Here is a 13,229-nt window from a genome sequence, read left to right on the forward strand (position 1 = left end):
TGATTTCCTTCTTGTTCTTGTCCCGAGGCGATGCCGCTATGAAAAAAATCATTCTCACCCTGGCCATCTCGGTGGCCGCCTGTGCTTTTTGGCCTGCCGGAGCACAGGCACAAGATCGCGAACTGGTAGTGGCATCGAGTGCCACCTACACACCGTTCGCGTTCGAAAACAAGGACAAGCAGGTCGTCGGCTTTGACATCGACATCGTCAATGCCATCGCCAAGCAGCAGCACTTGAAACTGCGTATTGTGAATACGCCGTTCACCAGCATCTTTGCGTCGCTCAACAATGGCGATGTCGATTTGGTGATCTCGGGCGTCACCATCAACGACAAGCGCAAGCAGAGTTTTGACTTCTCGGCACCGTATTTCGATGCGCGCCAATTGATTGCCGTGCCCAAGAACAGTCCGGTGAAGTCGCTAAAGGATTTGGACGACAAGAAGGTCTCGGTGGTCAGCGGCTCCACGGCCGACGATGTCATGAGCCGTGAAGTGGGCAAAACCAATCCCAATATCCGCCGTTTTGAGAGCACGCCGCTCATTATCTCCGAGCTGGCTTCGGGCGGCGTGGATGCGGCAATTGGCGACAACGGTGTCATCGCCTACCGCGTATCGCAGAATCCCGGCCTCAAGACCGTGGAAGACGCGAATTTCCCCAAGGAGTACTACGGCATCGTCGTGCGCAAAGGCGACAAGGCCTTGCTGGACAAAATCGACGCCGGTCTTGCTGCGATCCGTGCCGATGGAAGCTACAACGTGATCTATAAGAAGTGGTTCAATCAGGACTTCAAGTCATAGTAATGGTGTGATGCGGCCGCGCGCGCAGGGCCTGGCGCGGGCCGTGGCGCAAACAAGCCCTTGGCCGTGCTGCGGCCTTTTCTTTTTTTTAAAGCGAGCATGGAAGACAGCAATCCGATCTTGTGGTTCGGGTGGTTCCGCCCGGACATCCTGGTGGAATATAAGCAACTGTTCTGGCAAGGCGCGCTGGTCACCGTCGGCACGACCGTGGCCTGTGTGCTGATGGGCTGCGCCTTGGGCCTGCTGTTGGCGCTGGCGCGGCTGGCCGAGGCGAGACATCAGCCGTGGCGGGCGGTGTGCCAATACCTGCTGCGCTGGCCGTCGACCGCCTATGTGAGCTTTTTTCGCGGCACACCGCTGTTCGTGCAGATTTTGCTGATGCATTTTGCGGTGATGCCAGTGTTCATCCATCCGGTGAACGGGCTTTTGATCAGCGGCGATCTGGCTCGCACACTGAAGCAGGATCACGGGGCTCTGATCTCGGGTGTGGTGGCGCTGACGCTGAACTCCGGCGCGTATATTTCGGAAGTGTTTCGCGCCGGCATCCAGTCGATTGCACGCGGGCAGAAGCAGGCGGGCCTGTCGCTGGGCATGACGTATGGACAGACGATGCGTTATGTGGTGATCCCGCAGGCGTTCCGCCGCATGCTGCCGCCGCTCGGCAACAACATGATTTCGCTGCTCAAGGACACGTCGTTGGTTTCAGCGATCGGCCTGGGTGAGATGGCCTATGCCGCGCGCACAGTGGCCGGTGCCTACGGCCGCTACTGGGAGCCTTACCTGACCATAGCCGCAGCGTATTGGCTGATGACGTTCGCGCTGACGATCGGCCTGCACAAGCTTGAGCACCACCTGGCACGAACAGACCGCGTCGCGCACTGACACCGAAAGATCAGACCGCACCGGAAAGCTGGGCCATATGGAAGTAGCAGCATCTGGCATGCATGCGCTTATTCCATGGCTCCCAAGCCGGTTATAGGTATTCCGTGAAGGCCCGCGCGTCTCGCAACACGTCGAATCCACATGGAATGGACTCAGTAGTCCAATTGTCGTGAACTTCGTTGATGTCGACGTACTCTGGCTGGCTCATCGCAAAGATGACGACGCTGGCGAACGAATCAGCTGGAATGGCCTGTTCTTAGACGGCATTCATGCCGCCGTCGACGTCTGGATCGGTGATCGTTTGCGTCAGCTTAGTTGCGATTGCCCCGAGTGAAATGATGGTCGTTCGGATTTTGCACGGTTTACCATCTTTACTACGTAAGTCGTCGGCAAACATCGCCAGCATTTGCATTGATTGTCGACTCGCTGTGATACCTCAGCTGGCAACGGAGCTGCTCCCTGGCTGCGCACCTCAATGGCCGCAATGGGACCGTCAAAAGCTCAAGAGTAACAGGCCGACGCGCCGGAATTGCACCACAACCTATGTGCATCCCGTCATGATTCGCCTCCCCACGAAGACGCTTTTCAAGCGTGCCGTGCGAAACCCTCATGCTTCGCAACGAAACTATCTGCATCTCGCAGGCCGGCGAACTGCATTTTCGATCTGCTACGAAGACTTCCTATGGTGGCCGCATTGGCGGCGCCTGGTGCCAGGCCCGATGTCCTCGTCGGGATGTCTAACGGCTGGTTCAGTGCTGATCTCGCACTAGCGAATATTCAGCGGCAAAGTGTGGAGTCGATTGCGAAGCTGGCCGGTGTGCCCTTGCTACGGTCCGTGAATCAATGACCCCAAGCGTGTCGCGGGACGTCAACAGCCGAACCATCGACCTACGCCGACAAGATTTCATGGCAAGACATCCAGATGAAGCATGGCTTGCTGCCCTTCATGAACGGATGTCGCCGCGTACGGCCCTCGCCGTCCTGGGTCGATGCCCGTTTTCGTGCGTGGCTGCAAACCGCGGCGGATTGCCAGGCGCATTCTCCTGGGGGAAGCGCAATATGAACAGCGAAATCGAAGCTCGTATCCGAACACGGGCTGTACCACATCTGGGAAAACGATCCATCGCCCGACGGCAATACGGAGAAGCACTGGGAGGAAGCGCGCCGGCAGATCGAAGCCGAGGGCGACGGCGCGCGAGGCGACGCGGAGCCGAACGTCGATCAGTCGACGGAACGGGAGCAAGGCAGCCGGCTCGCTCCCGAGGAGCAGTTGCAGGAAGTACCTGGCGCAAACGCGCAGGCGAAAGCGGCTGCGCCAGGTACTTCTCGCCGGGAACGATAGCGTCGATGCCCGTTCGGCTTGCGATAGCAGCGAGCTTCCGTTTGCAAACAGGAGTTGCTATGAATAAGGACCAACGCAGAGGTCTCGCGGAAGAGATCAAGGGCTATGTGAGCAAGGGCCTGCACGTAGATTCTGTCCCTTCGCAAAGCCACACAGCCGCGGCGCACAGCATGGCCAGCAGGCCCGCTTTCAACGTTGGATCCAGAGTTGGCGCGTATTTCGGGGAATGGTTGCTGGGAAGCAGGTTGAGCTGCTTTTCCGCCTTTGCTTTTGCATAAGCTTGCGGGTCGGTACCACCCACGATCCAGAAAACGTAGGGGACTTTCCAGCGTCGGCCAAATACGCTGAAGTCTTCGCTAGCGGCGGCCGGACGGGTTTCGTGGGCGCGCTCGCCAAACTGTACTTCAAACGCCTGCGCGACACGCGCGGTCGCGTCCTTATCGTTCTCCGTCAACGGATAACTGCTCAGCGTCGTGAACTCGGGTTCCTGTGGCGCATTGGAGGCAACGCATTCGGCGCAACATATACGCCGGATCGCGGACAGCATGTACTCTCGCACGTCCTCGTCAAACGTGCGCACGTTCAGCTTGAGCGTGGCGTCATCGGGGATGATGTTTTCTTTTGTGCCGGCCTGCAGCGCACCGATCGTGAGCACGGCGCTGTCGCTCGGCGCTATTTCACGCGAGACGATCGTCTGAAGGCGCATAGTCGTCGATGCAGCCATGATCACCGGGTCGATCGACGTTTGCGGTTGTGAGCCGTGCGATCCGCGGCCGAACAGTTTTACCTTGAGGCTGTCGCCTGCCGAGAGGATCGTACCGCTGCGGTATCCTACCGTGCCAGCTTCCCCAACCATCACATGCTGCCCGAGAATGATATCCGGCTTGGGAAACCGGTCTGCCATGCCGTCGTCCATCATGCTGTGTGCACCGCGGCCCACTTCTTCACCCGGCTGAAACACGGCCAGCACGGTGCCTTTCCACGAGTGCCGGCTCTCTGCCAGCAGGCGTGCCGCACCCATCAGCCATGTGACGTGCAGGTCGTGCCCGCAGGCGTGTGCAACGCCTACCTCGATGCCATCTTCATCCTTGGCGATCACGGTGCTCGCGTAAGGAAGCCCGGTTGCCTCCGTGACGGGAAGGGCGTCCATATCCGCACGGAGCATGACTGTCGGGCCTTCACCGTTTCGCAGCACGCCCACCACACCGGTCACGCCGACCGACCGCGTTACCTCGAATCCCTGCGCTTCCAGGTAATCCGCTGCAATGCCCGCAGTACGGACTTCCTGCATCGACAATTCGGGGTTTTGATGAAAATCCTTATAAATTGTTTCCAGTTCTGGAAGTAGGGGGTCAACGCGAGCGGTCAACTCAGTCAGGAACGGAATCATACGACACCCTTCAATGATTAATAGCCTACATTTACGGCGGCTTTCTGTGGAGGTGAGGCAATGTGCGTCGCGCCAGAACCGCAACGTGTCGAACGCCTATTGACGGCGAGTTGCCGCGGTCCGTTCGTTCAGTCTACCCCTGCGGTTCGCGAGCAACAATCTACTTGGGCGGCTTCGGTCGTCCAGTCGTACGCGGGTGGAATCGCTACCTGCGCAGACTGTCAGTTTGCTGACGCTATGGAAAGATGAACGTGCTCAGCAAGATGTTGCAGAGCGTCGAAATACTTCGACCAGTTTGTCACCAGAGAGCGGGAAAAATCTCGCCTCACACGAATGCCTGCTGCCGTGGGCCAGAGTTCGAAATGGCGCGCGTCTCATCGGCCGATGATCCGGAGGGAGCGGGCCGCATTTTGCCGGGAGTACTTCCGCCTGCACTTCGGATGATCACGTGGCTGATTCCGATCTTGGCCCGGCAAACCCGGCAGCAGTTCGCGCTCAAGCGACACCTGCTATGCGCCGCCTCAGTCTATCGCAAACAGCTCGCAGCTCGCTGCACGCTTCGTCGCTTGGCATCGTTTCACTGTAGACCGCCCAAGATCCGTTCCCTTTCTGGGCAATTGAGTGTCCTCTAAGTTATTGCGTCGCGAACGCTTCATTCAATGTGACAGCGCCGGCTCAACGAGTAGGCCGCGTACCACCGCACGCACAGCAGGATCACCTCCACCGGATAGTGCAGCCGGTTAGCAGTTCGCCGATACCGGGTTCCAGCGTCTTCTTCGCCTTTGCCATTGTGATCGTCAATCATGTGGGACGGCGGATTTTACCCTCGGCCCCTTGTCGCGATACAACCGCTTCAACGGATAGACGACGGATGACGTGCGAGCGCGGTCACCAGCATCGTCATATACGGAAATAATGGCAGGCCAGAGAGAATGGTGTGCAGTTCGTCGTTCGACTCGACGTCGAAGATGCTGTAGTTGGCATATTCACCGACCACGCGATGCAGTTGCTGCCATTTGCCCTGACGTTGAAGCTCCTGCGAATAGGCCTTCTCACGGGCCTTGATTTCGTCAGCCTGAGCCGCCTGCATATCGTGTGGCAGGTGTACATCCATTCTTACGAGATAGAGCATGGGTCTCTCATTTAAAAAAAGTGGGGGCCTCTCAGGTCCACCAGCACACTATTGGAATGTCCAGATGTATTTGGTGCTGGACTGACTGTGCGCTCAGTTATTTTTTGTCGCGACGGTAAAAAGCCAGCTTGTGCTCGTCGATATGCAGGCCCAGGCCCGGCCCTTCTGGCAGATGAAGGTCGAAGTCCCGATACTGCGGTCTCGCGGTCACAATGTCGTCCTTCAACAAAAGTGGTCCGAACAACTCAGTACCCCACGCAAGTTGTGGAAGAGCGCTGAACCCATGTGCCGACGCAATCGACCCAATGCTGCCTTCCAGCATCGTGCCGCCGTACAGCGATACGCCGGCCGCATCCGCGATAGCGGCCGCGCGCATCATCCCGTAAATCCCACCCGACTTCGCAATCTTCAATGCGAACACGTCCGCGCATGCGTCACGTACGAGTTCAAGAGCGTCCTCCGGTCCGGTTACTGCTTCGTCAGCCATGATGGGCACGATGAAGCGTGCGGAAAGTCTGGCAAGTGCTCCGCGCTGCTCACGCGGTGTGGGTTGCTCGATAAGGTCGATGCCAGCAGCTTCGAGCGCGTGGATTCCGAGGGTTGCGTCAACCTCATTCCACGCCTGATTCACGTCGACGGTAACTTTGGCGCGGTCGCCCAGCGCGGACTTGATTTTAGAGACGTGAGCTACATCGTCACGAACGCTACGCCTGCCAATCTTCAATTTGAAAGTGTTGTGGCGACGCTCTGCGAGAAGCATTTCCGCTTCCTCGATGTCTCGTTGTGTATCACCGCTCGCGAGCGTCCAGAGGACCGGAAGCGTCGTGCGGACAGCGCCGCCAAGAAGAGTCGAAACAGGGACACCCAGGCGCTTGCCTTGCGCGTCCAGCAAGGCCGTCTCGATTGCACATTTTGCAAACCGGTTTCCTCGCGCAACCTTGTTCAGCTTGAGCATTGCGCCATTGACGTTGGTTGCGTCCTGCCCGACAAGTGCAGGTGCAAGGTAGGTGTCAATGGTCAGCTTGATACCTTCGGGACTTTCTTCGCCATACGACAGGCCGCCAATCGTGGTGGCTTCGCCAATACCCTCGATGCCATCGCTCGAGTGCAGACGAACGATGACCAGGGTTTGTTGCTGCATCGTCGCCATGGCTAGCTGATGCGCGCGAATGGTCGGGAGGTCAACGAGAATTGCTTCGACGGAGGTGATTTGGGCGTTCATACCTTGAGTGGCGGAGTTAATGGGTTGACGCAGTATTGCGTGCCCAATAATCGCCTGTCCAACACCATTAACGTCTAGCCCCATACCGCCGGGGTATAGCAGTCATCAGCGCTGGTCCGTTCGGGGCGTATAGGGTATTTTCTCTTCTTCGTAGAGCCGATAGACGAGTTCGAGCATTTCCCGAATGTCCCGCGACTCGTCGAGCGCGCGCATGCTCATGATGATTGGGGACACCAAAGTCGGGTCGTCCAGTTCCTTGTAGCTCACGTCGTCCCGCTTCAGGCCGTACACGCTGCTCGGAACAACAGCGATACCTTCCCCCGCTGCAACGAGGCCAAGCGCAATCTGCAATTCCCGTACTTCATATATCTTGCGGGGTTTGAGACCGCGGTCGTCAAATGCCGACAACACCTGGTCCGCATAGCTGGGTCGGGGCGCCTTCGGAAAGATAATGAGCGTCTCGTTGACGAGGTCGCGGAGAGCGACGACAGGTTTGGCAACTGATAGCGGATGGCCCTCCGGAAACGCAACAATCATCTTTTCCTCGCGAAGAATCACCCGACGGATGTTTGCGTCCTCGTGCCGAATGCGGCCAAACCCAACATCAATATGGCCGTCTTTCAGCGCACGAATCTGGTCCATCGTCGACATTTCGTGGAGACTGAGCTCGACCGTGGTGTTCTCGTCGCGGAAACGCCGGATGATTTTCGGCAGCATCCCGTACAACGTCGAACCCACGAACCCGATTGAGAGACTGCGCTCGATGTTCCCTACGCGTCTTGTCATTGATTCGAGGTCTGCTGTCTGGGACAGCAACTGCGCGGCATGCGAATAAAAAAACTTTCCTGTCTCCGTCAGCTTCAGCGGACGCGAGTTGCGCTCCAGTAGCTGCACGCCCAGATTCTCTTCGAGTTGCTGTATCTGGCGGCTCAGAGGCGGCTGGGCAATGTTCAGTCGGCGGGCTGCGCGCGTGAAATTGCGTTCTTCGGCCACCGCGACGAAATAACGTAGATGCCGCAGTTCCATCTCAATACCTCCTGGGTATAGACCGATACTAAAACAGTGTTGGACGGGCCTTTCTGATGTCCATTATCCTGCATTCACACTCTGTTTCAGCAATCGATTATACCTTCTGCAGATAGATGAGTCGGTGCCGAATCGAGGGTTAACCCCAGAGAAAATAGAGAGATTCAGGAGCAGACATGAGCGTCAAAGTGTTTGATACGAACGAAGTGCAGGACCTGTTGAAGGCTGCTGCGAACCTTGGAAGCCAGGATGGCAATACTCGCGCAAAGCAGATTGTCAGCCGCCTGCTGGGCGACCTGTTCAAGGCCATCGACGACCTCGACATGACGCCCGACGAAATCTGGGCCGGCGTCCACTACTTCAACAAGCTTGGCCAGGACGGCGAAGCTGCATTGCTTGCTGCTGGTCTCGGTCTGGAAAAATACCTCGACATCCGCATGGACGCCGAGGACAACGCGGCAGAAATCACCGGCGGCACGCCGCGTACGATCGAAGGTCCGCTGTATGTTGCCGGTGCGCCAGTGCGCGATGGCGTATCGAAGATTGACATCAATCCGGACGAGGATGCAGGCCCGCTGGTCATCCGCGGCACGGTGACCGGTCCGGACGGCAAGCCCGTCGCAAATGCCGTGGTCGAGTGCTGGCACGCCAACTCAAAGGGCTTCTATTCGCACTTCGACCCGACCGGGGCGCAGAGCGAGTTCAACCTGCGCGGTGCTGTAAGCACTGACGGCGACGGCAAGTACGAATTCCGTACGCTCATGCCGGTCGGCTACGGTTGCCCGCCGCATGGCGCGACCCAACAACTGTTGAACGTGCTCGCGCGACATGGCAACCGTCCGGCGCACGTGCATTTCTTCGTCACCACCGGCAAGTACCGCAAGCTGACGACTCAAATCAATATTGAGGGCGACCCGCTGATTTGGGACGACTTCGCCTATGCCACACGTGAAGACCTGATTCCCCATGTGGTCGAAAAGACCGGCGGCACTGATCTGGGCATGAAGGCCGATGCGTACAAGGAAATCGAATTCAACATCGAGTTGACTCCGATGGTTCAGGGCAAAGATAACCAGGTCGTCAATCGCCTGCGTGCGTCTGTCGCGGCGTAACCGCTCAACGCGGCTGCTACCTCGTACCGCTGCTGCCGCTCAATTCTCCGCAAGAATCTTTCGACACCCGATGCGCGTGCTTCATAGCCTGGAGCGCGCGTAGGAGAGCACACATGTCTGCCATTCTCGACAAAGCCACGCAGCTGGATGAACTGCTGCACACCGCCGTTCAGGACGACAAGGAAAACGGTGTATTCCGTTGCCGCCGCGATATCTTCACCAACGCCGATTTGTTTGAGCTCGAGATGAAACACATCTTCGAGAGCAACTGGGTATATCTCGCGCATGAAAGCCAGATTCCCAACAACAACGACTACTACACCACCTGGATTGGCCGTCAGCCCGTGGTTATCACCCGCGACAAGAACGGCGAACTCCACGCGGTCATTAACGCATGCGCGCACAAGGGCGCGATGCTGTGCCGGAAAAAGCACGGCAACAAAGGCACCTTCACCTGTCCTTTCCACGGCTGGAGCTTCGCCAACACCGGCAAGTTGCTGAAAGTGAAGGACGTGAAGACCACCGAATACCCGGTGCAATTCAATACCAACGGCTCGCACGACCTGAAGAAAGTCGCTCGCTTCCAGAGCTACCGCGGCTTCCTGTTTGGCAGTCTCAACGCAGACGCGATGCCGTTGGAAGACTACCTTGGCGAGACGAAGGTCATCATCGACCAGATTGTCGACCAGGCTGAAAACGGGCTGGAGGTGTTGCGGGGCAACTCTTCGTACATCTACGACGGCAACTGGAAGATGCAGATGGAGAACGGTTGCGACGGCTATCACGTCAGCACCGTGCACTGGAACTATGCTGCGACGATGGACCGTCGCAAGGTCGATGGCACCAAGGCGGTGGACGCAAACAGCTGGAGCAAGTCGGTGGCCGGCGTGTACGGATTCGACCACGGGCACATCCTGTTGTGGACGAAGACGATGAACCCGGAAGTGCGCCCGGTCTATCAATACCGCGACGAAATCAAGGCACGTGTGGGCGAAGTCCAGGCAGACTTTATCGTCAACCAGACAAGAAACCTGTGTCTGTATCCAAACGTGTTCCTGATGGACCAGTTCAGTACCCAGATTCGCGTGGTACGTCCCATTAGCGTAGACAAGACCGAAGTCAGCATTTTCTGCTTTGCCCCTAAGGGCGAAAGCGCGACCGACCGCGCTACCCGCATCCGCCAGTACGAGGACTTCTTCAACGTCTCGGGAATGGGCACGGCGGATGACCTTGAAGAGTTCCGCGCTTGCCAGACTGGCTATGCCGGCACCACTGCGCTGTGGAACGACCTTTCGCGTGGGGCGCCGCTGTGGGTCGAGGGGGCCGACGCGAATGCAAAAAATATGGGACTGAAACCGCTCATCTCAGGTGAGCGTAGCGAAGACGAAGGCCTCTTCGTGTGTCAGCACGAATACTGGGTGCATGTAATGCGTGACGCACTCAAAAACGAACAAGGGGAGACGCTGGCATGAGCTTCGACTACCAGAAAATCTGTGCCGCGCTGTACCGCGAAGCGCGCCTGCTCGACGACCGGCAGTGGGACGAATGGCTTGCGTGCTATGCCGAGGACGTTACCTACTGGATGCCAGCATGGGATGACGACGACCAGCTCACCGACGACCACGAAAGCCAGATTTCGCTGATGTATTACCCGGATCGTGGTGGCCTGGAAGACCGTGTGTTCCGCATCAAGACCGAGCGCAGTGGTGCTTCGATGCCTGAACCCCGTACCAGTCACAACGTGACCAATGTGGAGGTGCTGGCCGAGCGCGACAACGAAGTGGACGTGCGCTACAACTTCAACACGCTCAGCCACCGCTACAAAGCCACAGACCAATTTTTTGGCACGATGTTCGTGACGCTGCGAAAGATCGACGATGAACTGTTGATTTCCTACAAGCGAATTGTGCTGAAGGACGACTACATCCGCCAGGTGCTCGACGTTTATCACGTTTGATAGCAGGCAGCGGTGGAAATTAGAGGTACAGGAGGCAAGATGTCCAGCTACAACATTGCACTGAATTTCGAAGACGGCGTGACCCGCTTCGTTACATGCAAGGCCGGCGAGAAGGTGCTTGATGCAGCCTTTCGCGCCAAGATTAACCTGCCGATGGACTGCTCTGACGGCGTGTGTGGTACCTGCAAGTGCCGCGCCGAGAGCGGAAGCTACGACCTTGGCGACGATTACATCGAAGATGCGCTGACCGAGGATGAGAAGGAGAGTGGCCTCGTCCTGACCTGCCAGATGGTGCCAGAAAGCAATTGTGTCATCGCGGTTCCGGCATCTTCCACTGCATGCAAGACCGAGCAAAGCAAGTTCGCTGCAACAGTATCAAAGGTAGAAGCGCACAACGATGCGGCCATTCTGCTCGAACTGGATGTGGAAGCGACCGCGCCGGTATTCCTGCCGGGCCAGTACGTCAACATTGACGTTCCCGGCAGCGGGCAGCACCGTTCGTATTCTTTCTCGTCAGCACCGGGCGAATCGAAAATCAGTTTTCTGATTAAAAAGATTCCTGGTGGCGTGATGAGCACGTGGCTCGAATCCGCACAAGCTGGCAACAAGGTGGAGCTGACCGGGCCGCTCGGTAGTTTCTATCTGCGCGCTGTGGAGCGGCCGCTGCTGTTTCTCGCTGGCGGCACAGGCCTGGCACCGTTCCTGTCGATGCTCGAAGTGCTGGCTCGTACGAGTTCGCCGCAAAAGGTTCATCTAATTTACGGTGTAACGCGAGACCTCGACCTTGTGCAGGTCGATGCAATCGACGCCTACGTGGCGAAGTTGCCGAACTTCACCTATAGCACCGTCGTGGCTGACACGGAGTCGACCCATCCGCGCAAGGGTTGGGTAACGCAGCACATGCCGGCGGAGGCCGTCAATGATGGTGACGTGGACGTGTACCTGTGCGGACCACCGCCCATGGTCGATGCAGTGCGTAAACATTTCGACGACAACGGCGTGAAGCCCAACAGCTTCCACTACGAGAAGTTCACTCCTAACGCAGCACCGAGGACCACATGAGCACGCAACGATTTGCTGGCAAGGTCATGGTGGTCACCGGCGCCGCGCAGGGTATCGGTCGCGCGGTAGCGCTTCGCGCAGCCGCCGAAGGCGGCAAGGTACTGTTTGTCGACCGCGCCGACTTCGTTTCTGAAGTTGCCGCCGAAGCGGACGGCGCCGACACCGCAGGCTTTGTCGCTGACCTTGAGACTTACGAAGGCGCCGCGTCGGCGATGGCCTTCGCCGCACGCACCTTTGGCGGCATCGACATTCTGGTCAATGGCGTGGGTGGCGCGATTCGCATGCGTCCCTTCGCCGAGTTCGAGCCTGCACAGATTGATGCGGAAATCCGTCGCTCACTCATGCCGACACTCTACGCCTGCCATGCGGTCTTGCCGCACCTACTCGAGCGCGGGGGCGGGACCATCGTGAACGTCTCCTCGAATGCCACACGCGGTATCCGCCGCGTACCGTATTCGGCGGCCAAGGGCGGTGTCAACGCGATTACGCAGTCGCTGGCGATGGAGTACGCAGAGCACAACATCCGCGTGGTTGCTACCGCGCCGGGTGGGACCGATGCGCCGCCGCGACGTGTGCCGCGCAATACCGCCGGTGATAGCGAGCAGGAAAAAGTCTGGATGGGCGAAGCGGTGAAGCAGGTCACTGAATCGACCTTTTTCAAACGCTACGGCAGCATCGACGAGCAGGCCGCACCAATTCTGTTCCTGGCGTCGGATGAGGCGGGTTATATCACTGGCACTGTATTGCCCGTAGCAGGCGGTGACACAGGCTGACCCACGAATTCCTAGAGCTCGCTGCGCAGACACGCCCCACTGCCGGCGCTGGCCTTGTTCTGTTTCCGACCTTTGCCAGGTGGTCGCCAGGTCCTGAGCCGAGGCTGTCGTCGATCCTGGCTAGGCATAAGCAGCATGTGTACCGCGACGACATTGACTTATGAACCAGAGGAGACCAAGGGCAGGCAGCCTTCACCACCCTGTGCATCGGCATGGGCCTCCCGGGTTCGTAGGGGACGCGTTGCGTGAACGCACGCAAAGCCATTATGCCTGTCGGAATGGAAACAGCGGCCGAAAAGATTCGCTACGCACCTGCGCCGAAGATCCGCAAAAGCACTCGGCCACACGCGACGTCACAGCAATTTGCAATAGCTTGTCGCAATCCATGCTTGAGTCGCTTTCGCGCTAAGCGAACAGGCAATTGACCGATTAGATAGTCAAACCTGAAGCTTCGCACGCGGAAATCAGACTGGATGGCGATGCGAATTTCGAGGACATCGTGAATTGAGTTAGGGCGTTATTAAGAGCAACGAG

At 58.0% G+C, this 13,229-nt stretch carries 13 protein-coding genes and 1 pseudogene; 8 read left to right on the plus strand and 6 right to left on the minus strand.

Annotation, left to right across the window (positions count from 1 at the left end; genetic code table 11):
* The first annotated feature begins 38 nt into the window (after positions 1-38).
* Positions 39-797, plus strand: coding sequence for a basic amino acid ABC transporter substrate-binding protein (locus tag P0D89_RS46990; RefSeq protein WP_408371007.1), 759 nt, complete (start codon positions 39-41; stop codon positions 795-797).
* 99 nt (positions 798-896) lie between these two features.
* The gene (locus tag P0D89_RS46995) at positions 897-1,679 is read left to right on the plus strand and encodes an amino acid ABC transporter permease (RefSeq protein WP_408371009.1); all 783 of its coding nucleotides are present in this window, start codon (positions 897-899) and stop codon (positions 1,677-1,679) included.
* A gap of 256 nt (positions 1,680-1,935) precedes the next feature.
* On the opposite strand, the gene P0D89_RS47000 is transcribed toward P0D89_RS46995, so the two are convergent.
* Positions 1,936-2,091, minus strand: coding sequence for a hypothetical protein (locus P0D89_RS47000; RefSeq protein WP_408378874.1), 156 nt, complete (start codon positions 2,089-2,091; stop codon positions 1,936-1,938).
* 693 nt (positions 2,092-2,784) lie between these two features.
* Between P0D89_RS47000 and P0D89_RS47005 the strand changes: the two genes are divergently transcribed.
* Positions 2,785-3,021 carry a DUF2934 domain-containing protein gene (locus P0D89_RS47005; RefSeq protein WP_408378876.1) on the plus strand — a complete coding sequence of 79 codons (237 nt, stop codon included), beginning with the start codon at positions 2,785-2,787 and terminating at the stop codon, positions 3,019-3,021.
* 103 nt (positions 3,022-3,124) lie between these two features.
* On the opposite strand, the gene P0D89_RS47010 is transcribed toward P0D89_RS47005, so the two are convergent.
* The 5 genes and pseudogenes from P0D89_RS47010 to P0D89_RS47030 all read right to left on the minus strand — a co-directional run bounded on the left by P0D89_RS47010 (position 3,125) and on the right by P0D89_RS47030 (position 7,791).
* Complete coding sequence (locus tag P0D89_RS47010; RefSeq protein ID WP_408369369.1) at positions 3,125-4,411, minus strand: M20 family metallopeptidase; 1,287 nt, start codon at positions 4,409-4,411, stop codon at positions 3,125-3,127.
* 667 nt (positions 4,412-5,078) lie between these two features.
* A pseudogene (locus P0D89_RS47015) lies at positions 5,079-5,200 on the minus strand (IS6 family transposase); the annotation flags it as partial.
* Positions 5,201-5,264: 64 nt separating this feature from the next.
* The gene (gene catC, locus P0D89_RS47020) at positions 5,265-5,543 is read right to left on the minus strand and encodes a muconolactone Delta-isomerase (protein WP_408369367.1); all 279 of its coding nucleotides are present in this window, start codon (positions 5,541-5,543) and stop codon (positions 5,265-5,267) included.
* A gap of 97 nt (positions 5,544-5,640) precedes the next feature.
* The gene (locus P0D89_RS47025) at positions 5,641-6,765 is read right to left on the minus strand and encodes a muconate/chloromuconate family cycloisomerase (protein ID WP_408369365.1); all 1,125 of its coding nucleotides are present in this window, start codon (positions 6,763-6,765) and stop codon (positions 5,641-5,643) included.
* A gap of 105 nt (positions 6,766-6,870) precedes the next feature.
* A complete protein-coding gene (locus tag P0D89_RS47030; protein WP_408369363.1) occupies positions 6,871-7,791 on the minus strand; it encodes a LysR family transcriptional regulator in 921 nt (306 codons plus the stop codon).
* Between the two features lie 176 nt (positions 7,792-7,967).
* On the opposite strand from P0D89_RS47030, the gene catA reads away from it, so the two are divergent.
* The 5 genes from catA (at position 7,968) to benD (ending at position 12,695) form a co-directional block, all read left to right on the plus strand.
* Positions 7,968-8,903: a catechol 1,2-dioxygenase gene (catA, locus tag P0D89_RS47035; protein ID WP_408369361.1), complete on the plus strand. Its 936-nt coding sequence runs from the start codon at positions 7,968-7,970 to the stop codon at positions 8,901-8,903.
* A gap of 113 nt (positions 8,904-9,016) precedes the next feature.
* Positions 9,017-10,375, plus strand: a complete 1,359-nt coding sequence (locus P0D89_RS47040) for a Rieske 2Fe-2S domain-containing protein (protein WP_408369359.1) — start codon at positions 9,017-9,019, stop codon at positions 10,373-10,375.
* Positions 10,372-10,860 (plus strand): benzoate 1,2-dioxygenase small subunit, encoded by a 489-nt coding sequence (benB, locus tag P0D89_RS47045; RefSeq protein ID WP_408369357.1) that lies wholly within the window; start codon positions 10,372-10,374, stop codon positions 10,858-10,860. The genes P0D89_RS47040 and benB overlap by 4 nt, the downstream gene beginning before the upstream one ends.
* Before the next feature lie 39 nt (positions 10,861-10,899).
* Positions 10,900-11,922, plus strand: a complete 1,023-nt coding sequence (gene benC, locus P0D89_RS47050; protein ID WP_408369355.1) for a benzoate 1,2-dioxygenase electron transfer component BenC — start codon at positions 10,900-10,902, stop codon at positions 11,920-11,922.
* Positions 11,919-12,695: a benzoate diol dehydrogenase BenD gene (benD, locus tag P0D89_RS47055; RefSeq protein ID WP_408369353.1), complete on the plus strand. Its 777-nt coding sequence runs from the start codon at positions 11,919-11,921 to the stop codon at positions 12,693-12,695. Before benC ends, benD begins: the two co-directional genes overlap by 4 nt.
* Positions 12,696-13,229 lie beyond the last annotated feature (534 nt).

It is taken from the genome of Paraburkholderia sp. RL18-085-BIA-A (genome assembly GCF_046027075.1).
Lineage (GTDB): Bacteria > Pseudomonadota > Gammaproteobacteria > Burkholderiales > Burkholderiaceae > Paraburkholderia.

What these genes read in the sequence shown, in the direction of transcription:
- P0D89_RS46990 (WP_408371007.1), top strand. Translation starts at nt 39, where the DNA reads ATGAAAAAAATCATTCTCACCCTGGCCATCTCGGTGGCCGCCTGTGCT.
- P0D89_RS46995 (WP_408371009.1), top strand. Translation starts at nt 897, where the DNA reads ATGGAAGACAGCAATCCGATCTTGTGGTTCGGGTGGTTCCGCCCGGAC.
- P0D89_RS47000 (WP_408378874.1), bottom strand. Translation starts at nt 2,091, where the DNA reads ATGCAAATGCTGGCGATGTTTGCCGACGACTTACGTAGTAAAGATGGT.
- P0D89_RS47010 (WP_408369369.1), bottom strand. Translation starts at nt 4,411, where the DNA reads ATGATTCCGTTCCTGACTGAGTTGACCGCTCGCGTTGACCCCCTACTT.
- catC (WP_408369367.1), bottom strand. Translation starts at nt 5,543, where the DNA reads ATGCTCTATCTCGTAAGAATGGATGTACACCTGCCACACGATATGCAG.
- P0D89_RS47025 (WP_408369365.1), bottom strand. Translation starts at nt 6,765, where the DNA reads ATGAACGCCCAAATCACCTCCGTCGAAGCAATTCTCGTTGACCTCCCG.
- P0D89_RS47030 (WP_408369363.1), bottom strand. Translation starts at nt 7,791, where the DNA reads ATGGAACTGCGGCATCTACGTTATTTCGTCGCGGTGGCCGAAGAACGC.
- catA (WP_408369361.1), top strand. Translation starts at nt 7,968, where the DNA reads ATGAGCGTCAAAGTGTTTGATACGAACGAAGTGCAGGACCTGTTGAAG.
- P0D89_RS47040 (WP_408369359.1), top strand. Translation starts at nt 9,017, where the DNA reads ATGTCTGCCATTCTCGACAAAGCCACGCAGCTGGATGAACTGCTGCAC.
- benB (WP_408369357.1), top strand. Translation starts at nt 10,372, where the DNA reads ATGAGCTTCGACTACCAGAAAATCTGTGCCGCGCTGTACCGCGAAGCG.
- benC (WP_408369355.1), top strand. Translation starts at nt 10,900, where the DNA reads ATGTCCAGCTACAACATTGCACTGAATTTCGAAGACGGCGTGACCCGC.
- benD (WP_408369353.1), top strand. Translation starts at nt 11,919, where the DNA reads ATGAGCACGCAACGATTTGCTGGCAAGGTCATGGTGGTCACCGGCGCC.